This is a genomic window from Dermatobacter hominis (assembly GCF_020715685.1).
GTDB lineage: Bacteria > Actinomycetota > Acidimicrobiia > Acidimicrobiales > Microtrichaceae > Dermatobacter > Dermatobacter hominis.
The window spans coordinates 3,634,134-3,661,028 of record NZ_CP085840.1 but is presented as its reverse complement, the minus strand read 5'-3'; the positions used below and the strand labels follow the sequence as shown (position 1 = coordinate 3,661,028).

Here is a 26,895-nt window from a genome sequence, read left to right as displayed (position 1 = left end):
CGGTGGCCGACCTGCTCCCCGACCAGCTGCGGCTCATGGCCGACGCCCACCCCGACGAGGTCGCGTTCGTCGACGTGACGGGCGGGACCGAGCTGACGTTCGACGCCTGGGAGCGGGGCTCGAACCAGATCGCGCGCCACCTGGTCGACCTCGGCGTCGAGCGCGGCGACCGCGTCGCGGTGCACGTCCCGCCCGACGAACCCGAGCGCTTCCTGCTGTCCTACGCGGCCGTGCACAAGGCCGGCGCCGTGGCCGTCCCGACCAGCACGCGACTGGTGGCACCGGAGCTCGTGCACGTCCTCGGCCACTCGGGCGCGGTCGTCGCGATCAGCGGCGTGGCGAGCACCGCGACGCTGCGATCGGCGTGGGCCGAGCTGCCCGCGCTGCGCCACGTCGTGACGTCGGCGCCGCCAGACGGCGACGACCGGGTGCTCCCGTGGGCATCGATGCTCGACGGCGACGACGCGGCGTTCCAGGTGCCGGTGACCGGCGCCGACATGGCCGACATCATGTACACCTCCGGCACCACCGGCCGGCCGAAGGGCGTCGTCGCGCGTCACGGCAACATCGCGCTCATCCCGAATGGCCTGCCGCCCTGGTCGGGCACCGGGTGGCTCCACTCGTCACCGATGTCGACGTTCGCCGGAATCGCGTCGGTGTACAACCCGATGAAGCTCGGGATGCGCCTGCTCTACCTCCCGCGGTTCGACGCGGACGACTGGATCGACGCGGTGGAGCGCCACCGACCGACGGCGACGTTCCTGGTCCCGGCGATGGCCGAGCTGCTCCTCGCCCACCCGCGCTTCGAGACCGCCGACCTGTCGAGCATCACGCTCTGCCCGCTCGGGAGCGCCCCGCTCGCGCCCGCGACCCAGGATCGGCTCAGGGCGCGGCTCGCCGGCGCCGTCGTGTCGAACTCCTGGGGCATGACCGAGGCCGGGCCGGCCTTCTGCACGATGCCGCACGACGAGATCGAGCGACGGCGGGGATCGGTCGGCCGACCGGTGCCGCCGACCGAGGTCCGCGTGGTCGATCCGCTGGGCGAGGAGCTGCCCGCCGGCGAGGTCGGCGAGCTCCTGGTGCGGAACCCGGGGCGCGAGCGGGAGTACTTCGCCGATGCCGACGCCACCGCATCGGCCTGGCAGGACGGATGGCTGCACACCGGCGACCTGGCCCGGGTCGACGAGGACGGCTTCCTCTACCTGGTCGGCCGGGAGAAGGACGTGATCATCCGGGGCGGCAACAACGTGCACGCCGCCGACGTCGAGGCGGTGCTCTACGAGCACCCTGCCGTGGCCGAGGCGGCCGTCGCCGGGGTGCCCCACGACGTGCTCGGCGAGGACGTCGGCGCCTGGATCGTGGTCGCGCCCGGTGCCGAGGCGGGCGAGGACGAGCTGAGGGCCCACTGCGCCGAGCGGCTCAGCCCGCACAAGGTGCCCCGCCGCTGGACGTTCGTGACCGCCCTGCCGCGCAACCCCACCGGCAAGGTGGTCAAGCGCGACCTGCCCGGTCGCTGACCGGCAGCAGCTCGAGCAGCTGGCCGTCCGGGTCCTGGACCATGATCGCCAGCCCGCCGACGTCGGTGTCGGCGAGCACCGTGCCGCCGTGCTCCTCGACGAGGGCGCAGGTGGCGGCCACGTCGTCGACCGTGAAGGACAGGTGCGTGAGGCCGGGTTCCGTGAAGGTGCGGTCGCGCGCCGGGCCGTCGGCGGGCCGGTCGAAGTGCAGGAGCTCCAGCACGGTGCCGCCGAGCTCGAGGTACACGGCGGTGAGCCCGACCGGCGGGGGCACGCGGAGGAGCCGGGAGGCCGGCTCGTCGGGGACGGCCAGGTCGCGGACGGCCCGGAAGCCGAACACCGACTCGTAGAACCGGCGTGACCGGTCGAGGTCGGTCACGCAGTGGCCGACGTGGTTGACGACGTTCACGTCCCCTCCCCTCCGGGCCGGTCCACCCGGCTCGGTGCGATGACGGTCTCCCCGTAGCGGCGGATCACCGCCACCGCCGCGTCCACGCCGTCGCCCGGCACGCCGACCTGGACCCAGGTCACGCCGAGCGCGGCGAGCTCCTCGAGGCCGGCGCGGTGCGCCTCGGGGTCGAACGCGTCGGAGGCCGGGTCGCCACCGGCGTGGCACCCGAACGAGATGTCGACGGCCGCCGGGTCGCGCCCGGCCTCGTCGAGCCGGACGTGCAGGTCGGCGATGGCCTCGGCCAGCGCGTCGGTGGTGTCGAGGGCCGTGGTGCGGGCGGTCCGGGCCAGGCCGGCGGGCGCCGGGAACGGCGCCCAGCCGTCGCCGTGGGCCGCGACCCGGCGACGCGCCCGGGCACCGTTGCCGCCGATCCAGATCGGGAGCCGCGGCGCGGCGGTCGGCACCGGCCGCGGGGCGACCTCCCGGGCGGTGGTGGACCGGCCCTCGTAGGTGACGTCGTCGCCCGACCAGGCCGCTCGCAGCACCTCGAGCGCCTCGTCGAAGCGGTCGTTGCGCTCGTCGACGTCCAGGCCGAGCGCGGCGAACTCGGCGCGGAGGTACCCGGCGCCGACCGACAGGGTGAACCGACCGCCCGACAGCACGTCGAGCGTGGCCGAGGCCTTGGCCACCACGAAGGGGTTCCGGTACGGCAGCACGACCACGTTCGGCACCAGCCGGATGGTGGTCGTGGCGGCGGCGACGAACCCGAGCGCGACGAACGGGTCGAGCGCATCGTGGCCGCCGGCGTCGAGCCAGCGGCGCGGTGGCGCCGGGTGGTCGGTGAAGCCGTAGCCGTCGAAGCCGGCCTCCTCGGCGGCCCGGGCCAGGGCCTGGACCCCGGCGCCGGTCGCCAGCGCGGGGTCGTACGGTCCGTGGACCAGCGGGTGGGTCAGGGCGAAGCGCACGTGGTCACCCCCTCGGCAGTCCGAGCACCCGTTCGGCGATGATGTTGCGCTGGATCTCGGAGGTCCCCGCCGAGATCGTGTTGGCGAAGCTGTTGAAGTACTGCTCCAGCCAGGTGCCCTGCGGCTCGTCGACCGCCAGGTGGCCGTCGTTGGCGACCCGGTCGACCTCGAGGGCATTCGCGCCCTGGAGCTCGGCGGCCACGCGGGCGATGCGCTGCCGGGACTCGCTGGCGTAGAGCTTCATGAGCGCCTGCTCGGGGGCGGTCCCGCCCCGGGCGAGCCGACCGAAGCCCCGGTAGCCCATGCAGCGGGCAGCCTGCGCGTCGATGGCGACCTGGACGATCTGGTCGACGGCGAGCGCCCGCTCCTGCGGCCCGAGCGGGGCGAGCAGCTCGGGCGCCTCGCCCCGCAGGCGCTCGAGCGACTCCTCGAGCCCCATCACCGCGCTGACCCACACCATGCCGCGCTCGTGGGCGAGCGACGCGTTCGCCATGGCCCACCCGTCGTGGAGCGTGCCGACGAGGTTCCCCGCCGGGACGCGGACGGCGTCGAGGTGCACCTCGTTCAGGTCGGGCGCCTCGGGCCGGATGATCTCGGGCAGCGGCCGCACCGTGATGCCCGGCGAGCCCATGGGCACGATCAGGATCGAGATGCCCTCGTGCTTGGGCGCGTCCGGGTCGGTCCGGCAGAACAGCAGGCACGTGTCGGCGTAGTTCGCGCCCGAGGTCCACACCTTCTGGCCGTCGATGACCCAGTGGTCGCCGTCGAGCACCGCCCGGGTCGAGAGCCCGGCGAGGTCGCTCCCGGCGCCGGGCTCGCTCATGCCCAGGCAGGCCGTCGACTCGCCGCGCAGGATCGGGAGCGCATGGTCCCGCACCTGCTCGGGGTTCCCGTGCTCCACGATCGTCGGCACGACGATGCCGAGGCCCTGCACGTTGGTCGTGCGCGGCACCCGCGCCCGGGCCAGCTCCTCGAGGTAGACGAGCGTCTCGATGGGCGAGGCGCCGCGGCCGCCGAGCTCGGGAGGCCAGCCCGGCACCAGCCAGCCAGCGTCGAACATGGCCCGGGTCCAGCGGCGGGCCCACCCCGGCGCGTGCCCTGTCGACAGCGACGGCTCGGCCGCCATCTCCTCGGGGTCCGGCCGGTTCGCCGCCAGCCACTCGAGCAGCTCGGCGCGGAACGCCTCGACCGCGTCGTCGAACCGCAGCCTCATGCTGCACCTCGGTCCTCGTCCGCCGGGACGGCACCGGCGTCGACCAGGTCGAGCAGCGAGGCCAGGCGGGCCCGGTGGTCGGCCGCGGTGCCGAGCAGCAGCTCGCCGGCGGCGGCCCGCTTGAGGTGCAGGTGCAGGTCGTGCTCCCAGGTGAAGCCGACGCCGCCGTGGAGCTGGAGCCCGTCGCGCACGAGCAGGCGCTGGCAGTCACCGGCGGCCACCTTGGCCATCGACACCGCGACCGAGCGCCGGCCGTCGTCCTCGGCCAGCGTCAGGAGCGCGAACCACGCCAGCGCGCCGGCCCGCTCGACGGCGAGCAGGCAGTCCGCCAGGCGGTGCTTGACCGCCTGGAACGACCCGATCGGCCGACCGAACTGCACCCGGTCGAGGGCGTACTGCACCGTCGTGTCGAGGATGCTGCGGCAGGTCGCCACCGTCGACACCGCCAGCGCCGCCGTCGCGTGCTCGAGGGCGTGGTCCACCACGGCGGCGGCGCGCGGGTCTCCCGGCTCGACCAGGGCGCGCTCGCCGCCGACGTCCACCCGGTCGAGCTCGAGGTGGGCGAGCGGGAGCGTCGGGTCCATCGTGCGGACCGCTCGACGACGGCACCGGTCGCCGGGCACCACGAACAGGCCGAGGCCCTCCGGCGCCCGGGCCACCACGACGACCTCGTCGGCCGACGCACCGTCGAGCACGTGGGACTTGGTCCCCGACAGCACCCAGCCGTCGGGCCCACGCGCGGCGATGGTGGTCACGGCGTCCGCCGTCCACCGGCCGTGCTCGGCGAGGGCCAGCGCGCCGGTCACCGCACCGGCGGCGACCTCGTCGAGCCGCCACGACGAACCCGCTGCCCGCAGCGCGGGCACGAACTGGGTGCAGGTGGCGAGGAACGGCGCGGGGGCGACGACCCGGCCCAGCTCCTCGGCGACGATCCCGACCTCGATCGGACCGAGGCCGAGGCCCCCGTGGTCGACGGGGATGGCCAGCGCCGCCCAGTCGAGCCCGACCAGCACCGCCCAGAGCTCGCGCCGCACCTCCTCCACGACGTCGGGTCCGCCGTCGAAGCACCGCCGGACCACCGACGGGGGGCAGGCGTCGGCGAGGACGGCGTGCGCGGCGTCGCGCAGCCCGGCCTGCTCCTCGCTCAGCTCGAAGTCCATGTGCCGCTCCCCCCGAACCGGCCGGCGCCGTGCGCCGCTCGTCCACCGACCCGGGTCTGCCCGGGCCCGTGGGCCTACTCCTCGATCCCGAGGAACCCCCGCCTGATGATCGTGACCGTCGACTCGATCACCTCGTCCCGCGTGCCGAAGCCGAGCGTGTACACGTGGTACGGCGCGCGCTCGATCAGGGCGAGCAGCAGCGTGGCGCTGACCTGCGGCTGACCGAAGTCGCGCCGGTCGAGCAGCCGCTCCAGGCGCGTGAACACCGAGGCCGCCACCTGCTGCGAGAACGCCGCCAGCTCCGGGCTCGTCCTCATGTCCTGCCAGGTGCTGATGATGCCGCCGTCGGACTCGTAGGCGTCGAACCAGTCGCGCAGCCACGCCCGCAGCTCGGCCGGCGGCGCGTCCAGCTGCAGGCGGTCGACCTGCTCGATCATCCGGGCCGAGGCCTCGCCGGCCAGGACGCGGAAGAAGTCGTCCTTGCTGTCGAAGTACCGGTAGAAGGTGCCGTGGCTGACCCCGGCGGTCTCGACCAGGTCGTCGACGCGCGTGTCGTGGTAGCCGCGCTCGGGCAGCACGACGACGCCGGCGTCGAGCAGCCGGCGACGGGTGCGCTCGCCCCGGGCCCGGAGCGGGGCGTGCGGCTCGACCTCCCAGGGCGTGATGACCTCGATCCGACGCCGCCGGGCCGGACGCCCGCGACGGATGTTCACGCCGTCGATCGGCCCCGCCAGCACGCGGTGGACGAACCGTGCCAGGCCGATGACGAGCGGGTCGCGGCTCATCCCCTTCGGCGCGGCCTCGGCGTAGAAGCTGCAGCGGATGAGGACGGCGACGAGGTTCGTGACCACCCGCTCGCTGGCGCGGGAGCGGCGGACGCCGAAGGCCTTGAGGAGGGCACGGCCCGTCTCGTCGCTGATCGGCGCCGAGCTGGCCACCCTCTGGCGCTGGCCGCGGCTGGCCGACGGGAAGGCGGCGAACACGGGCGCCCACTCCTCGTGCAGCTCCATGAAGGCGTCGACCCACTCGGTCAGCTGCTCGACGCCCTCGGCGTCGGGGCCGATCGGACCGAGCTGGCGAGCCAGGTCGACCATCCGGGCGCCGAGCTCGGCGGCCAGCGCCCAGAACACGTCCTCCTTGGAGGAGAAGTACTGGTAGAAGGCCGGGCGCGAGCACCCGGCCCGCTCGGCGATCTGCTCCACGCTCGCCTCGGCGAACGCGGTCTCGTCGAACACCTGCAGCGCAGCCGCGAGCACGCGGCGGTGTGTGTCGGTGCCCCGCTCGCCCACCAGCGGGTTGCTGCCGAACGGTCGCCGGCGGACGACGTTGGCTTCCATCGGTGACACGGTAGTGATGTCGCGCGGTGGCGCTGCCAATCGGGACGTCCTCCCTGCACCGATCACCGGGGACCGGCGGGGGCTAATCTAACAACGCCGTCACGTTGGCGTCGGCGACGCCCGGTGACGGTCCGGGCCGGGGACCGGACGGGCCCCGGGAGCACACGGGGGTGGACACCATGGACGTGGACGACCTGATCCTGGTGAGCGTCGACGACCACGTGGTCGAGCCGCCCGACCTCTTCGAGGGCCGCCTGCACGGCGAGGCCGCCGAGCGCGCCCCGCGGCTCGAGCGGCTGGAGAACGGGCGCGAGGTGTGGATGTTCGAGGGCGCGGCGCTGCCCAACGTCGGTTTGAACGCCGTCGCCGGCCGGGTCCCCGAGGAGTACGGCCTCGATCCCCTCGCCTTCTCCGAGATGCGGGAGGGTTGCTACGACGTCGACCAGCGGGTGCGCGACATGGACGTCAACGGCGTGCTCGGCTCGCTCAACTTCCCGAGCATGACCGGCTTCACCGGCCAGCTCTTCATGACGCTCGACGACAAGGACGTCGCGCTCCAGCTGCTGCGGGCGTACAACGACTGGCACGTCGAGGACTGGTGCGGCCGCCACCCCGGGCGGATGATCCCGCTGTCGGTGCCCCCGGTCTGGGATCCGCAGGCGATGGCCGACGAGGTCCGCCGCATGGCTACGGCCGGCTGCCACGCCGTCACGTTCTCCGAGAACCCCGAGAAGCTCGGGCTGCCGAGCTGGCACAGCGACCACTGGGACCCGTTCCTCGCGGCGTGCGCCGAGCTCGGCACCGTCGTCTGCCTGCACATCGGGTCGTCGTCGACGACGGTCATCACGGCCATGGACGCACCGATCGACACGATGATCACCCTCCAGCCGATGAACATCGTCCAGTGCGCGGCGGACCTCGTCTGGTCGCCCGTGTTCCGGAAGTTCCCCGACCTCCGCGTGGCGCTCAGCGAGGGCGGCATCGGCTGGGTGCCGTACTTCCTCGAGCGGATCGACTACGTCTACCGGCACCACAAGGCGTGGACGAACCAGGACTTCGGCTCGCGCCTCCCCAGCGAGGTCTTCAACGAACACGTGCTCACCTGCTTCATCGACGACGCGACGGGGATGGAGGTCCGCCACCACCTGAACCCCGACCACATCCACTGGGAGTGCGACTACCCGCACTCGGACTCGACGTGGCCCGAGTCGCCCGAGATGGCGGCGAAGTACCTGGACGGCGTGCCCGACGCGGACGTCGAGCGGATCACCCACCTCAACGCCATGCGCAACTTCCAGTACGACCCGTTCGCGCACATCCCCCGCGACCGGGCCACCGTGGGCGCCCTCCGCGCCCGCGCCACCGACGTCGACACGACCCCGGTGAGCCACGGCACGGGCAAGTTCCAGGACGACGGCATCGTCACGGCGATGACCCTGGCGGAGCGCATGGGGCGATCCGCCTCGTGAGCGACGCGCCGTTCCGCGTCCGCCCGCTCCTCGACCACGACAACCGGTTCTTCTGGACCTCCGGTCGCGACGGGGTCCTGCGGTTCCTGCGCTGCGCGGACTGCGGCCGCTGGCTGCACCCGCCGGTGCCCCGCTGCCCGGACTGCGGCGGCGCCGACGTCGCGCCGCAGGAGGTCAGCGGCAGGGGCACCGTCGTGTCCTGCACCGTCAACCACCACCCGTGGGACGGCTCGACCGAACCGTGGTCGATCGCGATCGTGGAGCTGGTCGAGCACCGCGACCTCCGGCTGACGACCAACGTCGTCGGCTGCGACCCCGACGACGTCGCGATCGACATGGCGGTCCAGGTCGCGTTCGAGCACCACGACGACGTGTGGATCCCCGTCTTCGAGCCGGCCGACGGACGCGCCGAGGAGGGTGCACCGTGACCGACGTCGAGCGTCGTGCCGTCATCTCCGGGGTGGGCCAGTCCGACGTGGGCCGGAGGCTGGGTCGCAGCGACCTGTCGCTCACCATCGACGCCGCCCTGGAGGCGATCGCCGACGCCGGGCTCACCACGGGCGACATCGACGGGCTGAGCACCTATCCGGGCGCCGGCGCCGGCCTCGCCGGCTTCTCCGGTCCGGGCACCCCCGAGGTGCAGGACGCGCTCCGCCTCGAGCTGAACTGGCACTCGGGCGGGCTCGAGGGCGCGGCGCAGCTCGCCGCGGTGGTCAACGCCGTGATGGCCGTCGCCGCCGGGTTGGCCCGGCACGTGCTGGTGTACCGCACCGTCACCGAGGGCAGCGCCCAGGGCGGCGGCGGGCGCGCCGGCATCGGCGTGTCGAAGGGCGGCGGGGTGCCCCGGATGGGCGGCCAGCTCCAGTGGTCGATCCCGTTCCGGGCCTACTCGGCCGCCAACTGGCTCGCCCTGAACGCCAACCGCCACTTCCACGAGTTCGGGACCACCACCGAGCAGATGGCCATGATCGCCCTCAACGGACGGCGCAACGCCGGCCGCAACCCCAAGGCCGTGTACCGCGATCCGATGACGCTCGACGACTACTTCGCGGCGCGGATGATCTCGACCCCGTTCCGCCTCTACGACTGCGACGCGCCGGTCGACGGGTCGACCGCCCTCATCGTGTCGGCGGTCGAGCACGCCCGCGACGTCGACCACCCGGTCGCCCGGGTCGAGGCGGTCGGGACCGCGCTGCGGGGACGGCCGTCGTGGGACCAGTTCGACGACCTCACGACGATGGCGGCACGGGACGCCGGCGCGCAGCTGTGGGAGCGCACGGACCTCCGGCCGTCCGACGTCGACGTCGCGGAGCTGTACGACGGGTTCAGCTTCCTCACGATGGTGTGGCTGGAGGCGCTCGGCTTCTGCGGCCGGGGCGAGTCGGGTCCGTTCATCGAGGGCGGCGCGCGGATCGCGCCGGACGGCGACCTGCCGCTCAACACCCACGGCGGACAGCTGTCGGCCGGCCGGCTCCACGGCTTCGGCTTCCTCCACGAGGCGTGCCTGCAGCTGCGGGGCGAGGCCGGCGAGCGCCAGGTGACCAGCCGCGACGTCGAGGTCGCGGCCGTCGCCAACGGCGGCGGACCGATCGCCGGCGCCATGCTGCTGACCCGTCACGACGGTCGCTGAGGCGGCACGGTCCCGCCGGGGGCCGTCGGCCAGGTGCTCAGCCCGCCCCGAACCGCGCCGCCAGCCGGGCGGCCAGGGCGCGGCGGTCGAGCTTGCCCGAGTCGAGCCAGGGGAGGTCCCGCTGGTCGGCGTACACGGCCACGTGCCGTGGCACCTGGTACGACGCGAGCCGCTCCGACGCCCGCGACCGCACCTCGTCCTCGTCGAGCTGGTCGCCCGGTCGGAGCGCGACCGCCGCCACCACGACCTGGCCGCGGTCGGGGTGGTCGACGCCGGTCACGAACGCCATCGACACCTCGGGCAGGTCCTCCAGCACGACCTCCACGTCGAGCGGCGTGACGTTCATGCCCGAGGACTTGATGAGGTCGCCGAGCCGTCCCGTGAAGTGCAGGTGGCCGACGCCGTCGAAGTGGCCGGAGTCGCCGGTCCGGTACCAGCCGTCCGCGGTGAACACCTCGGGGCGCTCGCGCTTGTGGAGGTCGAGCATCACCGAGTAGCCGCGCACCCAGACCTCGCCGTCGCAGCCGGCCGGCAGCTCCTCCAGGGTGACGGGGTCGACGATCCGGTGCTCGACGCCCGGCACCGACCGGCCGAAGCTGTCCTGGTCGCCCTCGGGCAGATCGCCCGGGCCGGCGAACGTGTGGGGCCCGAGCGTCTCGGTCATGCCGAGCGAGCTGGCCCTCGGCACGGCGGCACCGGCCTGCTCCGACTGGGGCAGCAGCGCGTTGAGGCTCCCGGCCCTGACCGCGGACAGGTCGCGGTCCGGGTACGTCGGGTGGTCGACGAGCGCCTTCGCCATGTGCGGCCACCCGAGCACCTGGGTGACGCGCTCGCGCTCCAGCAGCGCCAGCGTGGCGCCCGGCTCGAACTGCTCCTCGAACACGAGCGTGGCGCCGGCGTGCATCGCGGCGACCAGCGTGAAGCTGAAGCCGCCGACCCAGAAGAGCGGCATGGGCGTGTAGATCACGTCGTCGCTCCGCAGGTCCCGCATGCGCCCGAGGTTGTGGGCGTGGCGCACGGTGGCGCCGTGGCCGTGGATCGCCCCCTTCGGCTCGGCGGTGCTGCCCGACGAATAGACGATGACCATGGGGTCCGACGGCCGGACCTCGCGCTCGACCTCCTCGAGCAGCGAGTCGTCCACCCCGCCACCCCGCTCGTGCAGCTCGGCCACGTCGCCGCACCAGCCACGGGTCGGCGCGCCCCACGTCCACACGCTCCGCAGGTAGGGGTGCGACGCGAGGAGCAGGTGCTCGTGGCGCTGGCCGGCCAGGCCCGGCGCCGCCTCCTCCAAGCGGTCGAGGTAGTCGTGGCCCAGGTGCGAGCCCGCGGTCAGGACGAGGCCCAGGTCGGCGTGGCGCACCGCCCGCCCGAGCGCCTCGGCCTTGCTGTACGTGTTGAGCATCGCGACGACCGCGCCGATGCGGGTCGCGGCGAGCCAGGCCACGACCCACGCCGGTCCGTTCGGGGCCAGCAGCCCGACGTGGCTGCCCTTGCCGACCCCCGAGACGAGCAGGCCCTTCGCCAACCGGGCCGAGCGCTCGTCGGCCTCGGCGTAGGTGAGCCGCTCGTCGTCGAGGACCACGAAGGTCCGGTCGCCCCAACGCGCTGCGCACGACCGCACGAGCGCCCCGCTCGTCGGCGTGAACGTCGGGAAGTGCGGCGTGGTGCTCACGGTGATCGTTCCCCCCTCCGGTGCGGTGGCCGCGCCGTCGCGATCCTGCCCCATCGACGCGCTGCCCGACCGGTGGGACCCGGGCTCAGGCGACGTTCATCAACCGACCGAGGTTGCCGCCCATCACCTTGGCGACGACGTCGGGCGAGCAGCCGTCGAGCTCGTCGACGAAGCTGATCGGGTCCGACATGCCCTCGGGGTGGGGGAAGTCCGAGCCGAACAGCACGTTGTCGACCCCGATCACGTCGATCAGCCCGCGGGTGTCGTCCTCGTGGAAGGGGTGGACGAACACGTTGCGCCGGAGCACCTCGACCGGGTCCTCCTCGAACACGTGGGGGTTGAACTCGTAGGCGCCGCGCATGTCCTCGATCAGCGGGCGGACCCAGCCGCTGCCGTTCTCCACCGGCACGATCTTCAGCCGGGGGAAGCGCGTGCAGAGGCCGTGGCCGACCGCCGAGGCCACCGTGTCGGTGATCTCGCGGTGCTGCCCGCCGATGATGGCGGCGAAGCCCGACACCCCTCGGAACGGGGTGAACTCGCCCTCCCGGACGCCCTCCCACTCGTTGAGGTAGCGCTGGTAGCCGCTGTCGGACGCGTGCATCCCGACGACGACGTCCGCGTCCTGCACCAGCTGCCAGAAGGGGTCGAACTCGGGGAGGGCGAAGGAGCGCGGGCCGCGGAACCCCGGGACCGGCGCCGGGCGGATCAGGATGATCCGGGCGCCCCGCTCGAGCACCCACTCGAGCTCCTCGATCGCCTTCTCGAGGATCGGGAGCGTCACGACGGGCACCGCGAAGATCCGGTCCTCGTAGTTGAAGCTCCACTCGTCGTGCATCCAGCGGTTGAGGGCGTGGACGACGGCGTGGATCGCGTCGGGGTCGTCCCGCAGGCGCTCCTCGACGAGGCTCGCGAGCGTCGGCCACATGAGCGCCCGGTCGATCCCCTGCTCGTCCATCAGCGCGAGCCGCGGACCCGGTTCGCGGAACGCGGGGAGGGCCTCGATCGCCCGACCCATGATCTCGCGGCGGCTCTTCCCGTCGGGGTTGCCGTTCTTGTAGTAGTCCTCCTGCGCGCCCGGGGCGGCGACGCGGTCGAAGGTCGGGTTCGGGATGTAGTCGCTGATCCGCCCGCCGACGGCGATCTTCGTCCTGCCGTCGACCTCGACGTAGCGGATGATCCCGGCGTACTCGTCGGGCAGGTGCCTCGTGAGCGCGTCGCGGGTCTCGTACATGTGGTTGTCCGCGTCGAAGACCTCGAAGTCGAGCTGACGAGTCGGCATGTGGAACCCCCCGGTGCTGGCGGAGCCTCGGCCGGCCGGATCCCCTGCGATCCCGCACGGGGCCCCGCCGACCGAGAGGTGACATCGCTGTTAGATGACCATACACTCCGGTCGACGCGGGCGGGAAGGCGGCGCGACGTGGAGGATCCTTGGACCTGCAGCTGAGCGAGGAGCAGGAGGCCTTCGTCGCGACGACCCGGCGGTTCCTGGCCGCCGAGTGCCCGATCGCGACCACCCGAGCCCTCGAGCACGACCCCGACGGCTTCGACCGCGCGGTCTGGCGACGCGGCGCCGAGCTCGGCTGGACGTCGCTGCTCGTGCCCGAGGCGCACGGCGGCGGATCGCTGTCGGAGCACGGTCTGCTCGACCTCGTGCTCGTCGCCGAGGAGGTCGGCCGCGTGGTGGCGCCGGGTCCGCTCGTGCCGGTCAACGTGGTCGCGGAGGCCGTCGGCCGGCTCGGCTCCGAGGCCCAACGGGCCGCCGTGCTGCCCGGGCTCCTCGAAGGGACAGAGGTGGCGGCCTGGTGCGGGCCGCGCCCGGTCGAGGCCCGCCGGCGCTCCGACGGCCGGATGGAGCTTCACGGGACCTGCACGCCCGTCGAGGCCGCCGGCGCCGCCAGCCACCTGCTGGTGACGGTGAGGACCCCCGACGGGCCGGCGCAGGTCCTGGTCCGCACCGACCGACCCGGCGTGGCGGTGACGCCGCTCGACGGCCTCGACCTCGTGCGGCGCCACGCCCGGGTCGACCTCGACGGCGCGGTCGTCGACGACGGCGCCGTGCTCGGGACCGGCGACGACCTGGCCGGCGACCTCCGCCACCAGGAGGATCTGGCCTGCGCCCTGCAGTGCGCCGAGACCGTGGGGGCCATCGACCGCGTGTTCGCGATGACGCTCGAGTACCTGGGCGACCGGTGGTCCTTCGGCCGACCGCTGTCCTCGTACCAGGCGCTCAAGCACCGCATGGCCGACGACAAGGTCTGGCTGGAGGCGTGCCACGCGATCGCGACCGCGGCGGCCCGCGCCGTCGCGGTCGGCGCCTCCGACGCGTCCGAGGTGGTCAGCGCGGCGAAGGTCTGGATCGGCCCCCACGCCACCGAGATGGTGCAGGACTGCATCCAGCTGCACGGCGGCATCGGCGTGACCTGGGAGCACGACCTGCACCTCTACCTGCGCCGCGTCACCGTGGACCGGGCGTCGCACGGGACACCCGAGGAGCACGCCGAGCGCATCGCCGCCCGACTGCTCGAGGGTGCGGCGTGAGCGCCGGCCGCCACCGGGAGGAGGTGGCATGAGCGTCGAGGAGGCCGAGGGCACCGACGTCGAGCTCGAGCCGGTCGACGAGTTCCGCGCCCGGGCCCGCGCCTGGTTGGCGGCGCACATGCCCCGCCGGGGCGACGACTGGAACGACCGTGGCGACGAGCGGCGCGAGAAGGAGCGCGGCCTGCAGGCCCTGCTCTGGGAGGGCGGGTTCGCGGGCATCTGCTTCCCGGCGGAGTACGGCGGCCTGGGACTGACGCCCGAGCACCAGCGCGCCTTCACCGCCGAGTCGGCGCCCTACGACATGCCGTTCTCGCTCAACGTCCCGACGCTCGGCATCCTGGCCGCGACGCTGGTCGACTTCGGCACCCACGAGCAGAAGCTGCGGCACCTGCCGCGCATCCTCCGCGGCGAGGAGCTCTGGGTGCAGTTCCTGTCGGAGCCGAGCGGCGGATCGGACCTCGCGGGGTGCCTCACGCGCGCCGACCGCGACGGCGACGTCTTCGTGCTCAACGGCTCGAAGATCTGGAGCTCGGCCGCCTACGCGAGCGACGTCGCCATGTGCCTCGCCCGCACGAACTGGGACGTGCCCAAGCACCGGGGCCTCACCATGTTCATCCTCCCCATCCACCAGGCCGGCGTGACCGTCGAGCAGATCCGCCAGGTCGACGGATCGCTCGAGTTCTGCCAGGAGTTCTTCGACGACGTGGTGGTGCCTGTGGCCGACGTCGTCGGCGAGATCGACGACGGCTGGACGGTGGCGACGCGCCTGCTCGTCCACGAGCGGATGGCGGTCGGCGGCGGTTCGCCCTACACGAGCGGCGCCGCCATCGGCCACGACGCGCCGGGCGAGGGATCGGGTCTCGTCGACGTGGTCCGCGACGCCGGCCTCGAGCACGACGCCCATGCCCGCCAGCTGCTGGCCGAGGCGCACGTCCGCCAGCTGGTGGCGAACCAGCTGGTGCGCCGGGTCACCACCGGAATGGCCACCGGTGCGATGCCGCCGCCCGCCGGGTCGATCATCAAGCTGTTCGGGGCGACGAGCACGATGCGGCGCGGCGAGATCGCCCTGCAGCTGGCGGGCTCGTCGGTCGTGGCGTGGCCGGCCGGCGAACCGACGGCCGGCGCCGAGCAGGGCCTCGGCACCCTCTCGCGCCAGGGCGTGTCGCTCGGCGGCGGCTCGAACGAGATCCAGCGCAACATCATCAGCGAGCGACTCCTCGGCATGCCGAGGGAGGCGGCGGCGGACCGCGACGTCCCGTACCGCGAGGTGCAGCGCGGCGGGGGCGGGCGGCGAGGCGGCTGATCCCGGCGCGGGCCGGACCGGACGTCGGGCCCGACCCGCCGCCCGCCGCCCGCTCACAGCACGGCGCCCGACCCCTTCATCTCCGAGATCCGGTCCCAGTCGTAGCCGAGCTCCATCAGGAGCAGCTCCGTGTGCTCGCCGTGCTCGGGCGCCCGCTCGACCTGGATCGGCTGCTCGTCGAACAGCGCCGGGCTCGCCACCAGCTGGACCTCCTGGCCGTTGCCGGCCGTCATGGTGGGGAGGTAGCCGTTGGCCTGCACCTGCGGATCGTCGTAGAGCTCGTCCAGGGTCTGGAACGGGCTCCACACGCCGTCGAAGTCGGCGAGCACCTCCTTCCAGTGGGCGAGCGGGCGGCTGCCGAACGCCGCGTCGAGGCGGGCGATGCACTCGGGTCCGTTCTGCGCGCGGGCCGCCGAGTCCGAGAACCTCGGGTCGGTCGCCAGGTCCGGGTCGCCCAGCCGCTCGACGAGGTCGGCCCAGTGCTTGTCGGACTGGAGGAGGATGAGGGCGATGAAGCGGTCGTCGGCGGTCCGGTAGGTCCCGACGCCGGGGTTGGGCGACTTCGTGCGGTCGCCCTGGGGGATCTTGGAGAAGCCGAACAGCTTCGACGCGACGACCATCGGCGAGACCTGCCACATCGCGGTGGCGAGGAGCGACACGTCGACGACGCTCGGCTCGCCGGTGCGCTCGCGCTTGACCAGCGCCGCAGCGATCGCGCCCGCGACGGCGAGACCGCCCATCACGTCGCCGAACGCCGGAGTCGGCTGCCCGGGGGGCCAGCCGTCCCGGTCGGGCATGCTCACGCCCACGCCGCCCCTCGCCCAGAACGACGCGCCGTCGTAGCCCCCGCGGTCGGCCTCGGGTCCGAGAGGACCGGCACCCGAACCTCGGGCGATCACGATCCCCGGGTTCGCGGCACGGACGTCGTCGGTGTCGATCCGCAGCTTCTCGCGCACGTGCGGCAGGTAGTTGGTGACGAACACGTCGGCGGTGGCGACCAGGCGCATGAGCACCTCGTGGCCCTCGGGCGTGGCCAGATCGACCCCGATCGAGCGCTTGCCGCGGTTCGGCTGCTCGATCATGAAGTTGACCGCGCCCTCGCCGCCGGGGAGCAGGCCCGAGGTGATGAGCCCTCGCTGCGGGTCCCCGGTCTCGGGGTGCTCGACCTTGATCACGTCCGCGCCCCAGTCGACGAGCACCGATCCCGCGGACGGCACGAACATCCAGCTGGCGACCTCGACGACGCGGATCCCCTCGAGCGGTCTTGACATGGTCACCCCTCCTCCCCCACCGGCCGGCCGGTGGTCTCCGTCACCGCGCTCATCGGACCGGGTCCGGCGCCCGGACCGAGCCCTTCTCCGCCGGCACGACCGGCGGCGCCTCCTTCCACGGCGGGATCCCGTCCTCGGCCCGTGCGGCCGGCCATCCGTCGTCGTGCACCTGCGCCCAGTGGGAGTGGTTGAGCTGGTGGATCGTGAAGCACGCCTGGAGGGCGTTGGTGAAGCCCTGGTTGTCGACCGTCTGGTTGACGGACTCCTTGATCATCAGGGCCGTCATCGTCGGCAGGGCGGCGATGCGCCGTGCGAAGTCGAGCGTGCGGTCCTCGAGCTCGGCCCTCGGGAACACCTTCGACACCATGCCGAGGCGATGGGCCTCGTCGACGTCGATGCTGTCGCCGGTGAGCAGCAGCTCCTTCGCCTTTCGCGGACCGAACTCCCACGGGTGCCCGAAGTACTCGAGCCCGCACATCCCGAGCCGGGTCCCCACGACGTCGGCGAAGACCACGTCGTCGGCCCCGACGATCAGGTCGCAGCACCACATCAGCATGAGCCCGGCGGCGTAGACCGGCCCCTGCACCTGGGCGATCGTGATCTTGCGGAGGTTCCGCCACCGGAGGGTGTTCTGGAAGTAGTGGTGCCACTCCTGGAGCATGAGCTTCTCGGCGCCCTGGCGCGTGCCGCCGTCGACGAACATCGACGGGTGGGTGCTGTACTCGGCGATCGCCGCCTTCGAGCCCATGTCGTGACCCGACGAGAACATCGGGCCGGTGCCCCCCAGGATCACGACCCGGCAGTCGTCGTCGGCCTCGGCGCGCAGGAACGCCTGGTCGAGCTCGACCAGCAGCCCCCGGTTCTGGGCGTTGCGGGCGTCGGGGCGGTCCAGGAGGATCCGCACGATCGCGCCGTCGTCGTGGGCCTCGTACCGCAGGAACTCGTAGTCGGACACCCGTGACCCCCTCGGCCGGACGCCCACGAACATGACGTGGGTGTCAGAAGACGGGGCCAGGATAGGCGGTCCGGGCGCAGCCGGCCCGGCGAGCGGCGAGACCGCGAGCTCGGGACTCGCCCGCCGGAGGACTCCGCTAGACCTGGGCGACAGCCGCACAAGGGGGATCCACCGTGTCGACGTTCTCCGCGTTCCTGCTCAGCCGCGACGACGAGGACCAGCAGCACCTCGAGTGGACCGAGCTCGACGACGACGACCTCATGGAGGGCGACGTCACCGTCGACGTCTCGCACTCCACCGTCAACTTCAAGGACGCGCTCGCCCTCACCGGCTCGTCGCCCGTCGTCCGGCGCTGGCCGATGGTGCCGGGCATCGACCTCGTCGGCACCGTCCGCGCCGCCGGCGACGACGGCCCTGCGGTCGGCGACCCGGTCGTGCTGAACGGGTGGGGCCTCGGCGAGACCCACTGGGGCGGCTACTCGCAGCGCGCCCGGGTCCAATCCGGCTGGCTGGTCCCCCTGCCCGCGGCCTTCACCCCGGCGCAGGCCATGGCCATCGGCACGGCCGGCTACACCGCGATGCTCTGCGTGCTCGCCCTCGAGCGCCACGGCGTCCGCGCCGGCGACGGGCCGGTGCTCGTGACCGGCGCCGCCGGCGGCGTGGGCAGCGTCGCCGTGTCGCTGCTCGCCGCGACCGGCCACGAGGTCGTCGCGTCGACCGGTCGGCCCGAGGAGGGCGACTACCTGCGCGGGCTGGGCGCGAGCGACGTCATCGACCGGGCCGAGCTGTCCGAGCCGGGACGCCCCCTCGGCAAGGAGCGCTGGGCCGCTGCGGTCGACAGCGTCGGCAGCCACACGCTCGCCAACGTGCTGGCGGGCACCCGCTACGGCGGGACCGTCGCCGCCTGCGGCCTCGCCCAGGGCATGGACCTGCCGGCGTCGGTCGCACCGTTCATCCTGCGCGGCGTGACGCTCGCCGGCGTCGACAGCGTGATGGCGCCGAGGGAGCTGCGGCTCGAGGCCTGGGAGCGGCTGGCGTCGGACCTCGACGTCGACCACCTCGAGGCGATGACCTCGACGCACCCGCTGGGCGACGCACCCGACCTCGCGCCGCGATTGCTGGCGGGGAAGGTCCGGGGCCGCATCGTGCTCGAGGTGCCCTGAGCCCGGTCGGACCAACCTGACGTCGGTGTCAGATCTGTGGCACTGTCGGTCGCGACCGTCAGATCCGGGAGGCGCACATGTTCGATCCCGACGGCGCACGCGTGCTCGTGACCGGGGCGTCCTCGGGTCTCGGCGCCGCGCTGGCCGAGGGGCTGGCCGAGCGGGGGGCCCGGCTCGCGCTGTGCGCGCGGCGCACCGACCGCCTGGACGAGGTGCTCGACCGCGTCCGTCGCCACTCCCCCGGCAGCCGGGCGTGGACGGTCGACCTGGCCGACCTCGACGGGCTCGACGCGTTCGCGGCCGCGGCGGTCGACGAGCTCGGCGGCCTCGACCTCCTGGTCAACAACGCCGGCATGCCCAAGCGCCGGTGGGCGTGGGCGCACCGCCCCGACGAGGTCACGGCGGTGCTGCGGCTCAACGTCGAGTCGCCGATCCGGCTGACCACCGCCCTGCTCGGGCCCCTCGTCGAGTCGGCCGGCCACGTCGTGTTCGTCGGATCGGTCGCCGCCCGGCTCGCGCCGCCCAACGAGGCGGTCTACGCGGCGTCCAAGGCGGCGGTGACGGCCTACGCCGAGGGGCTGCGCGTGGACCTGGCGATCGCCGGCGCCGCGGTCGGGGTGCACGTCGTGCAGCCGGGCGTCCTGCGGACCGAGCTGTTCACGACGACCGACGACGATCCGTCGCTGGCCGACGTCGAGCCCCTCGAACCCTCCGCCATCGTCGGTGCGGTCCTCGGCGCGCTCGACTCCGGGGCCACCGAGTCCTTCGTCCCCGACTGGTTCGCGGACCTGCCCGCCGTGAAGGCCGGCGACGTCGACGGGTTCCTGGCCGGTTCGGCCGAGTACGCACGGCAGCGGCTCGAGGCGACCGGACGGGCCGCGCCGGCGCCGCCCGGGGTCGCGTCGTGACGGGGGCCCACCCGCTGTCGCTCCTGTCGCCCGACGAGGTGACGGCCGCCAAGGAGGTGCTCCGCGAGGCGGGCGAGCTGCCGGAGGGCGCAGCGGTGGCGCACGTGGTCCTCGACGAGCCGCACAAGGACGACGTGGCGGCCTGGCGGCCCGGCGTCCCCGTCGACCGGCGCGTCCGCGTCCTGGTCGTCCCCGGCCCCGAGCTCACGATGGTCGAGCTGGTCGTGTCGGTGACCGCCCGCAGCATCCTGCGCCGGGAGGTCATCGAGGGGATGCGCCCCGCGCTGCTCATGGGCGAGTCGCTCATGTGCATCCTCGCCTGCAAGGCCCACCCCGACTACGTCGCCGCGCTCGCTCGGCGCGGCATCGTCGACCTGGAGCACGTGCAGATCGACCCCTGGCCCGCCGGCGCCTTCGGGTACGAGGCCGAGCGCGGCCGTCGCATCGCACGGTGCATCTCGTTCGTGCGCACCGATGCGGACGACAACGGCTACGCCCGGCCGGTCGAGGGCGTCGTCGTGCACGTCGACCTCGGCCGCGGCGAGGTCATCGAGGTGATCGACCACGCCGAGCGCGACGGCGTGGAACCGGTGCCCGTGGCCACCTCCGGCGCCCGCTACGGGCGCGACGACGTCGGACCGCTCCGCTCCGACCTGCGCCCGATCTCGATCACGCAGCCCGAGGGGCCGAGCTTCACGGTCGAGGACGGGCTGCTCCGCTGGCAGCGCTGGTCGCTCCGGCTGGGATGGGACCCCTACGAGGGCCTGGTCCTGCACCAGGTCACCTACGACGACCCATCGGGCGGCGACGTGCGGACGCGATCGGTCCTGCACCGTGCGTCGATCTCCGAGATGGTCGTGCCCTACGGCGACCCGGGCGAGGGCCAGGGGTGGAAGAACGCCTTCGACGCAGGCGAGTGGGGTCTCGGCCGCATGACGCAGCCGCTCACGCTCGGGTGCGACTGCCTCGGGGAGATCCGCTACGTCGACGTGACGATGGCGGACGAGCGGTGCGACCCGTGGATCGTGCCGAACGCCATCTGCCTGCACGAGGAGGACGTCGGGATCGGCTGGAAGCACGTCGACCTGCTGACCGGACGCCACGAGGTCCGGCGCAGTCGCCGGATGGTGATCAGCCACATCGCGACGGTCGGGAACTACGAGTACGGCTTCTTCTGGTACCTGTACCTCGACGGCGGGATCCAGCTCGAGGTGAAGCTCACCGGGATCATGTCCACCCAGGGCGTCCCGGTCGGCACGACGAACCCGTTCGCCACGACCGTCGCCCCGGGCGTGGCCGCACCCGTCCACCAGCACCTGTTCTGCGCCCGGCTCGACCTCGACGTCGACGGGACCGCAAACCGCGTCGAGGAGGTCGAGGCCGAGGTGCTCCCGGCCGGTCGCGACAACCCGTGGGCGAACGCGTTCCGGGCCCGGGCCACCGTGCTCGAGCGCGAGTGCGAGGCGCAGCGGGAGGTCTCGCCGTCGACGAGCCGATCGTGGCGCGTGACGAACGTCGGCGTGCGCAACGGCCTCGACCAGCCCGTCGGCTACAAGCTCGTGCCGACCATGTCGACGCCCACGCTGCTGGCCCGACCCGAGTCCTCGGTCGCTCGGCGGGCCGGGTTCGCCCGCCACAACCTCTGGGTGACCCCGTACCACCCGGACGAGCGGCGGGCCGCCGGCGACTTCCCGAACCAGCACGAGGGCGGCGACGGCCTGCCCCTGTGGAGCGACGCGGACCGCGACCTCGTCGACACCGACGTGGTGCTCTGGTACTCGTTCGGCCTCACGCACTTCCCGCGACCCGAGGACTGGCCGGTGATGCCCGTCGAGTGCACGGGGTTCCTGCTGTCGCCGTGCGGCTTCTTCGACCGCAACCCGGCGCTCGACGTCCCGCCGCCGGACCACGGGCTCCCGCCCGGCGAGCACTGCTCCCACCACGGCACGTGAACGGGAGGCCGTCGACGCCGAGGGCCAGGACGAGGCGCGGGCCGTCAGCCGTCGACGGCCAGGGCGCCTTCGGGGCAGGCGTCGACCGCGCGGCGGGCCCGCTCCTCGTCGTCGGGCGGGACCTCCGCCCGCACCACCACGCAGTGGCCGAGGTCGTCGGGCTCGAAGACGTCGGGGTCGATCGCGTAGCAGCGGCCGTGGCCGACGCACGCATCGACGTCGAGGCGGATCTGCACGCTCAGACCGCCGCCGGGGCGACGTCGAAGGTGAGCGGCAGGTGCACGACCTCGCGGATGCCCGGCGAGTACGTGAGCTCCGCACCGGCGGCGAGCTCGTAGTCGGGGATCCGGCGGTGCCACTCCTCGAGCGCGATCGAGAGCTCGAGCCGAGCGAGGTGCGAGCCCAGGCACCGGTGCGGCCCGCCGCCGAAGGCCAGGTGGCGGTTGACGGGCCGGCCCGGGTCGAACACCCCGGCGTCGCCGCCGAACTCGCCGGGATCGGTGTTCGCCGACCCGAGCATGAGCATCACCGTGTCGCCCGGCGACATGGCGACGCCGTGCAGCTCGACCGGCTTGGCCACGACCCGGAGGATCTGCATGACCGGCGTCTCCATGCGGAGCAGCTCCTCGACCACCGCCGGCGTGCTCGACGGGTCCTCGACGAGCCGACGGCGGTGCTGCGGGTGCTGCGCGAGGAAGGCGAGCGAGCAGTCGAGCGTCGAGGTGACGGTGTCGAGCCCGGCGAGCACGAACAGGTAGCAGATGTCGAGCATCTCCTCGCGGGACATCGTCCGGCCGTCGGTCTCGGTCGTGAGGAACCGGCTGATCAGGTCGTCCCCCGGCGCCCGGGTCCGCTCCGTGATCACGTCCTCGAAGTACTCGTACAGCTCCCGGCCGGCGGCGCGGCGACGGGCGGCCGACTCCTCGGCGTCGAGCGTGCCCCCTCCGGGCCGGATGATCTCGTCCTTCCACGTCAGGAACCTGGACAGGTCGGCCTCGGGGAGCTGGGTGATCTCGAGGAACACGGTGCACGGCAGCGGCACGGTGAACTCGGCGTGCGCGTCGACCGTGCCGCGGTAGACGAACCGGTCCATGATCGATCCGATGACCTCACGGATCCCGGCATCCAGCCCGCCGATCTCCCGGGGGCCGAGCGTCGGATCGATCACCCGGCGGTACGTGGCGTGGTCGGGCGGATCGATCTGGAGCGGGATCAGCGGCCGGTCCTGGCCGATGTCGAGGGCGACCAGGTCGGAGCTGAAGATGTCGGGGTTGCGCAGCGCCCACCGGACGTCCTCGTAGCGGCTGACGATGTGGACGCCGGCGCCGGCCATGCCCTCCATCGCCGCGACCGGGCACTCGTCCCGCAGCCGGTCGTAGAACGGCTTCGGGTCGGCGGCCACCCACGGGAGGTAGGGGTTCGCCTCGCCGGTCTCGGGGTTCACGGCTTCGGTGGCGTCCATCTGCTGCTCCATCGCGAGCTCGGTGGCTACGATTTCTGACAGTGACGTCACCTTAGCCGAGGCGGCGTGGCCGAGCCCGTGGGCGCACGGGCCGGTGGAGGGAGGACGCATGGCCGAGGCCCGGGTGGCGATCCTGGCACCGATGGACGTCGAGGTGCGGCCCGTCGTGTCCGCGCTCCGGGTGCGGCGCCTCGACGACGGGCGCGCCGCCGCCTGGGGCGGCCGGGTGGGCGACGTCGAGGTCACGGTGCACATGGTCGGCATCGGACCCGACCACGCCGGCGAGGTCACCGAGCACGTCGTCCGCCGCTACTCCCCCGACCGCTTGGTCGTCTGCGGCATCGCCGGTGGCCTGGCAGCAGGGCTCGGCGACCTCGTCGTGCCGGCCGAGGTGATCGACGCCGCGACGGGCGAGCGGTTCGAGTCGGTCCCGTGGGGCCCGCTCGAGCCGTCGGGCGCCATCGTCACGACCGACGGGATCTGGCCGGCCGACCGACTGGCCGACCACGCGGCGGCCGGCGTCCACGCGGTCGACATGGAGACCTCGGCCGTGGCGGCGGTGGCGGGCCGCCACGGCCTGGCCTGGACCGCCTTCCGGGGCATCAGCGACCTCGTGGGCGCGGGCACGGTCGACGAGGCGACCCTGGCGCTCACCCGCCCCGACGGCACCGCCGACGTGCGCGCCGCGCTCCGCCACGCCGCCGGTGCACCGTCCCGCGTCCCCGGGCTCGTGAAGGTGGCGGTCGACACCCGGCGGGCGACCAGGGTGGCCACCGCCGCCGTGGTCGCCGCCGTGGGAGGAGGGTGAGGTGCCGAGATCGAACAGGGACCCGTTCCACGGCACGGTCGGCGACGACTGGCGGACCTCCACGCCCTGGTGGCCCGACCCGCCCCGGCCGCCCGCCGGGACGCCGAACGTGCTGCTCATCGTCCTGGACGACGTCGGGTTCGGCCAGCTCGGCTGCTACGGCTCCGACGTCGACACGCCGGTGATCGACGGGCTCGCCGCGGAGGGCGTCCGCTTCGCGAACTTCCACACCACCGCGCTGTGCTCCCCCACCCGCTCCTGCCTCCTCACCGGTCGCAACCACCACCGCAACGGTCTCGGCCGGATCACCGACCTCGCCATGGGCTACCCGGGCTACGACGGGACGATCCCGCAGGAGAACGGCTTCCTGTCCGAGATCCTCCGCGAGGCCGGTTACGCCACCTACGCCGTCGGCAAGTGGCACCTGACCCCCGAGGAGGAGACCCACGCCGCCGCGCCCCGCCACTCGTGGCCGCTCGGCCGCGGCTTCGACCGCTGGTACGGCTTCCACGGCGGCGAGACCCACCAGTTCGTCCCGGCGCTCCAGCACGACAACCACCCGGTGGCGCCGCCGGCGTCGATCGAGGACGGCTACCACCTCAGCGCCGACCTCGCCGACCGGGCGATCGGCGTCCTGGCGGACCTCCGCTCGGTCGATCCGGACCGGCCGTTCCTCGTGTACCTCGCGACCGGGGCGTGCCACTCGCCGCACCACGCGCCGGCCGACTGGATCGAGCGGTACCGGGGCCGCTTCGACGCCGGCTGGGACGAGTGGCGGGCCCGGACGCTGCGCCGCCAGGTCGAGGCCGGGCTGCTGCCCGAGGGCACCGTGCTGCCCGAGCGACCGTCGTGGGTGCCGGGCTGGGACGACCTGTCCGACGACGAACGCCGCGTGGCGGCGCGCTTCATGGAGTGCTTCGCGGCCTTCCTCTCGTACACCGACCACCAGCTCGGCCGGGTCCTGGCGTTCCTCGACGAGACCGGGGACCGGGACGACACGGTCGTCGTGGTCGTGTCGGACAACGGAGCGAGCGCGGAGGGCGGCGCCACCGGCTCGCTCAACGACGTGCGCATCCGCAACGTCGACCCCACCCCGACGTCCGAGCTCGTCGAGCGCATCGACGAGCTCGGCGGACCCACCGTGCACAACAACTACCCGTGGGGCTGGACGATGGCGGGCAACACGCCGTTCCGGCGCTGGAAGCGCGAGGTGCACGAGGGCGGCGTCGCCGATCCGTGCATCGTCAGCTGGCGCGGCGGCGACGTCGAGCGCGGCGGCGTGCGCCGCCAGTTCGCCCACGCGATCGACGTGCTGCCGACGATCCTCGACCTGGTCGGCGTCGAGGCACCGTCGGAGCTGCGCCGGGTCCCGCAGTCGCGGATCGACGGCGTCAGCGTGGCCGACCTCCTCGGCCCGGGCGGATCGGACCGGCCGGAGCGCCACCGGACGCAGCACTTCGAGATGCTCGGCAGCCGGGCGATCTACCACGACGGGTGGAAGGCCGTGACGTTCAAGCCGATCGCCCCCCTCTACGACGACGGGCTCGACTGGAACGCGCCGTTCGCCGACGACCGCTGGGAGCTCTACGACGTGCGGGCCGACCCCACCGAGACCCGCGACCTCGCCGCCGCCGAACCGGCGCGCCTCGCCGAGATGGTCGACCTGTGGTGGCGCGAGGCCCGCGCCAACGACGTGCTGCCGCTCGACAACCGGGCGCTGCACACGATCCTGCGGCCGCGGCCCGACGGGCGACCCGACCAGCTCCGGGCCAGCTACTTCCCGGGATCGTCACCCGTGCCGGAGCGCGTCGCGATCGACACGAAGAACCGGGGCCACCGCATCGACGCGCACGTGACCATCGCCGACGACGTCGCCCCGCAGGGCGTGCTGCTCGCGCAGGGCTCGACGCTCGGCGGGTTCTCGTTCCAGGTCCTCGACGGCCGGCTCCGCTACGTCCACAACCTGTACGGCCGGACGCGCCTCACGGTGACCGCCGACCGGGCGCTCGCCCCTGGCGCCCACGTGCTGTCGTACTCGTACGATCCCCACGGCGACAGGCCCGGCGGCGTGGCCGTGCTCGAGGTCGACGGCGTGGAGGTCGGCAGGGCGTCGCTCGCCGAGGTCACGGTCGTCGCGTTCAACGGCACCGGGACCGGGCTCACGTGCGGCTACGAGATCGGCCCCGCGGTCGGCGAGGGCTACGAGGCCCCGTTCCCGTTCGACTCGACGCTGCACCGTGTCGACGTGGCACTGTCCGAGGTGCCGGCGGTGAACCCCCTGACCGAGCTCGAACGGATCCTGTTCGAGCAGTGACGCCGCCGCGGGGAGCCCGAGTTGGCCGAACGCACGACGATCACCCTCCGGGCCGGCGCCACGACGGCGACGATCGCGCCGGCGGCCGGCGGCCGGGTCGCGCAGCTCGACCTCGGCGACGGGTCGATCCTCCGCCCGAAGGAGCGGGCGACGTCCTGGCACGACTGGGGCTGCTACCCGCTCCTACCCTGGTCGAACCGGCTCCCCGGCGGCCTGCTCGAGCTGGACGACGGCGTGCACCGGCTGCCGGTGGACCACGAGGACGGCAGCGCGCTCCACGGCCTGGCGGCCCACGCCCCGTGGACCGTGGAGGGCGCGACGCCGTCGAGCGCCCAGCTCTCGCTGCGGGCGACCGCCGGCCCCTACGACGTCGTCGGCGACCTCACCCACTCGGTCCGACCCGGCTCCCTCCGGATCGACCTCGCGGTCCGGAACGTGGCGGACCGGCCGGTGCCCGTCGGCCTGGGCGTGCACCCGTGGTTCCACGCCGGACCGGTCCGGGTGCCGGCCGCCGCCCGGTGGCCCGGCGACCCCCTGCCGGTCGGCCCACCGGTCGACGTCGGTCCCGATGACGATCTCCGCTCGGCGCGCGTCCCACCGCCCATGGACCGCTGCTTCACGCGGCTGACCGGGACCACGGCCGACGTCCCGGGTGCCACGCTCCGGTGGGACGGGCCGGTCGAGGACGTCGTCGTCTACACGGGCGACGCAGGGTGGGTGGCCGTCGAGCCGGTCACGATGGCCAACGACGGGTTCGGCCTGGCCCGCCGGGGCGTGCCGGGCCACGGCACGCGGGTGCTGGCGCCGGGCGACCGCCTGTCGGCCACCTTCTGGCTGGAGCGACCCGTCGACCGACCGGCGGGCTGA

Annotated in this window: 23 protein-coding genes; 12 read left to right on the top strand and 11 right to left on the bottom strand. The window is 73.6% G+C overall.

Annotated elements, in window-relative coordinates; translation table 11 throughout:
- Nucleotides 1-2 precede the first annotated feature (2 nt).
- Nucleotides 3-1,517: a class I adenylate-forming enzyme family protein gene (locus LH044_RS17110; protein WP_227756802.1), complete on the top strand. Its 1,515-nt coding sequence runs from the start codon at nt 3-5 to the stop codon at nt 1,515-1,517.
- Here LH044_RS17110 and LH044_RS17105 read toward each other — a convergent pair.
- From LH044_RS17105 to LH044_RS17085, 5 genes are all read right to left on the bottom strand, one after another.
- Nucleotides 1,492-1,926, bottom strand: a complete 435-nt coding sequence (locus LH044_RS17105; protein WP_227756801.1) for a VOC family protein — start codon at nt 1,924-1,926, stop codon at nt 1,492-1,494. The two genes, LH044_RS17110 and LH044_RS17105, sit on opposite strands and share 26 nt — an antisense overlap.
- Nucleotides 1,923-2,873: an LLM class F420-dependent oxidoreductase gene (locus LH044_RS17100; protein ID WP_227756800.1), complete on the bottom strand. Its 951-nt coding sequence runs from the start codon at nt 2,871-2,873 to the stop codon at nt 1,923-1,925. Before LH044_RS17100 ends, LH044_RS17105 begins: the two co-directional genes overlap by 4 nt.
- A 4-nt stretch (nt 2,874-2,877) precedes the next feature.
- A complete protein-coding gene (locus tag LH044_RS17095) occupies nt 2,878-4,086 on the bottom strand; it encodes an acyl-CoA dehydrogenase family protein (RefSeq protein ID WP_227756799.1) in 1,209 nt (402 codons plus the stop codon).
- On the bottom strand, nt 4,083-5,246 hold the full coding sequence (locus tag LH044_RS17090; RefSeq protein ID WP_227756798.1) for an acyl-CoA dehydrogenase family protein: 1,164 nt from the start codon (nt 5,244-5,246) through the stop codon (nt 4,083-4,085). Before LH044_RS17090 ends, LH044_RS17095 begins: the two co-directional genes overlap by 4 nt.
- 74 nt (nt 5,247-5,320) lie before the next feature.
- On the bottom strand, nt 5,321-6,583 hold the full coding sequence (locus tag LH044_RS17085; RefSeq protein WP_227756797.1) for a TetR/AcrR family transcriptional regulator: 1,263 nt from the start codon (nt 6,581-6,583) through the stop codon (nt 5,321-5,323).
- Between the two features lie 179 nt (nt 6,584-6,762).
- Here LH044_RS17085 and LH044_RS17080 point away from each other — a divergent pair, with 179 nt between their 5' ends.
- The 3 genes from LH044_RS17080 to LH044_RS17070 are packed head-to-tail and all read left to right on the top strand — an operon-like array spanning nt 6,763 to nt 9,682.
- On the top strand, nt 6,763-8,052 hold the full coding sequence (locus tag LH044_RS17080) for an amidohydrolase family protein (protein ID WP_227760122.1): 1,290 nt from the start codon (nt 6,763-6,765) through the stop codon (nt 8,050-8,052).
- Complete coding sequence (locus tag LH044_RS17075; RefSeq protein ID WP_227756796.1) at nt 8,049-8,480, top strand: Zn-ribbon domain-containing OB-fold protein; 432 nt, start codon at nt 8,049-8,051, stop codon at nt 8,478-8,480. The genes LH044_RS17080 and LH044_RS17075 overlap by 4 nt, the downstream gene beginning before the upstream one ends.
- Nucleotides 8,477-9,682 (top strand): thiolase family protein, encoded by a 1,206-nt coding sequence (locus tag LH044_RS17070; protein WP_227756795.1) that lies wholly within the window; start codon nt 8,477-8,479, stop codon nt 9,680-9,682. Before LH044_RS17075 ends, LH044_RS17070 begins: the two co-directional genes overlap by 4 nt.
- Before the next feature lie 37 nt (nt 9,683-9,719).
- On the opposite strand, the gene LH044_RS17065 is transcribed toward LH044_RS17070, so the two are convergent.
- The gene (locus LH044_RS17065) at nt 9,720-11,354 is read right to left on the bottom strand and encodes a class I adenylate-forming enzyme family protein (protein ID WP_227756794.1); all 1,635 of its coding nucleotides are present in this window, start codon (nt 11,352-11,354) and stop codon (nt 9,720-9,722) included.
- Between the two features lie 85 nt (nt 11,355-11,439).
- Nucleotides 11,440-12,633 carry an amidohydrolase family protein gene (locus LH044_RS17060; RefSeq protein WP_227756793.1) on the bottom strand — a complete coding sequence of 398 codons (1,194 nt, stop codon included), beginning with the start codon at nt 12,631-12,633 and terminating at the stop codon, nt 11,440-11,442.
- Between the two features lie 149 nt (nt 12,634-12,782).
- Here LH044_RS17060 and LH044_RS17055 point away from each other — a divergent pair, with 149 nt between their 5' ends.
- Nucleotides 12,783-13,892 (top strand): acyl-CoA dehydrogenase family protein, encoded by a 1,110-nt coding sequence (locus LH044_RS17055; protein ID WP_227756792.1) that lies wholly within the window; start codon nt 12,783-12,785, stop codon nt 13,890-13,892.
- A 28-nt stretch (nt 13,893-13,920) separates the two neighbouring features.
- The gene (locus LH044_RS17050) at nt 13,921-15,195 is read left to right on the top strand and encodes an acyl-CoA dehydrogenase family protein (RefSeq protein WP_227756791.1); all 1,275 of its coding nucleotides are present in this window, start codon (nt 13,921-13,923) and stop codon (nt 15,193-15,195) included.
- A 53-nt stretch (nt 15,196-15,248) separates the two neighbouring features.
- Here LH044_RS17050 and LH044_RS17045 read toward each other — a convergent pair whose 3' ends face one another.
- Nucleotides 15,249-16,466: a CaiB/BaiF CoA transferase family protein gene (locus tag LH044_RS17045; RefSeq protein ID WP_227756790.1), complete on the bottom strand. Its 1,218-nt coding sequence runs from the start codon at nt 16,464-16,466 to the stop codon at nt 15,249-15,251.
- Nucleotides 16,467-16,515: 49 nt separating this feature from the next.
- Nucleotides 16,516-17,421 (bottom strand): enoyl-CoA hydratase, encoded by a 906-nt coding sequence (locus LH044_RS17040; protein WP_227756789.1) that lies wholly within the window; start codon nt 17,419-17,421, stop codon nt 16,516-16,518.
- Nucleotides 17,422-17,594: 173 nt separating this feature from the next.
- On the opposite strand from LH044_RS17040, the gene acuI reads away from it, so the two are divergent.
- The 3 genes from acuI (at nt 17,595) to LH044_RS17025 (ending at nt 21,444) form a co-directional block, all read left to right on the top strand.
- Nucleotides 17,595-18,584 carry an acrylyl-CoA reductase (NADPH) gene (gene acuI / locus LH044_RS17035; RefSeq protein WP_227756788.1) on the top strand — a complete coding sequence of 330 codons (990 nt, stop codon included), beginning with the start codon at nt 17,595-17,597 and terminating at the stop codon, nt 18,582-18,584.
- 77 nt (nt 18,585-18,661) lie between these two features.
- Nucleotides 18,662-19,492, top strand: coding sequence for an SDR family NAD(P)-dependent oxidoreductase (locus tag LH044_RS17030; RefSeq protein WP_227756787.1), 831 nt, complete (start codon nt 18,662-18,664; stop codon nt 19,490-19,492).
- Nucleotides 19,489-21,444: a primary-amine oxidase gene (locus LH044_RS17025; RefSeq protein ID WP_227756786.1), complete on the top strand. Its 1,956-nt coding sequence runs from the start codon at nt 19,489-19,491 to the stop codon at nt 21,442-21,444. The genes LH044_RS17030 and LH044_RS17025 overlap by 4 nt, the downstream gene beginning before the upstream one ends.
- Before the next feature lie 44 nt (nt 21,445-21,488).
- Here LH044_RS17025 and LH044_RS17020 read toward each other — a convergent pair whose 3' ends face one another.
- Together LH044_RS17020 and LH044_RS17015 are read right to left on the bottom strand one after the other, a co-directional pair.
- Nucleotides 21,489-21,680 carry a ferredoxin gene (locus LH044_RS17020; protein ID WP_227756785.1) on the bottom strand — a complete coding sequence of 64 codons (192 nt, stop codon included), beginning with the start codon at nt 21,678-21,680 and terminating at the stop codon, nt 21,489-21,491.
- A gap of 2 nt (nt 21,681-21,682) precedes the next feature.
- A complete protein-coding gene (locus LH044_RS17015) occupies nt 21,683-22,906 on the bottom strand; it encodes a cytochrome P450 (protein ID WP_227756784.1) in 1,224 nt (407 codons plus the stop codon).
- A gap of 109 nt (nt 22,907-23,015) precedes the next feature.
- Here LH044_RS17015 and LH044_RS17010 point away from each other — a divergent pair, with 109 nt between their 5' ends.
- From LH044_RS17010 to LH044_RS17000, 3 genes are read left to right on the top strand one after another with little or no spacing between them, the layout of a single operon-like run.
- The gene (locus LH044_RS17010) at nt 23,016-23,714 is read left to right on the top strand and encodes a 5'-methylthioadenosine/S-adenosylhomocysteine nucleosidase family protein (RefSeq protein ID WP_227756783.1); all 699 of its coding nucleotides are present in this window, start codon (nt 23,016-23,018) and stop codon (nt 23,712-23,714) included.
- A gap of 1 nt (nt 23,715) precedes the next feature.
- On the top strand, nt 23,716-26,028 hold the full coding sequence (locus tag LH044_RS17005; RefSeq protein WP_227756782.1) for an arylsulfatase: 2,313 nt from the start codon (nt 23,716-23,718) through the stop codon (nt 26,026-26,028).
- A gap of 21 nt (nt 26,029-26,049) precedes the next feature.
- The gene (locus tag LH044_RS17000) at nt 26,050-26,895 is read left to right on the top strand and encodes an aldose epimerase family protein (protein WP_227756781.1); all 846 of its coding nucleotides are present in this window, start codon (nt 26,050-26,052) and stop codon (nt 26,893-26,895) included.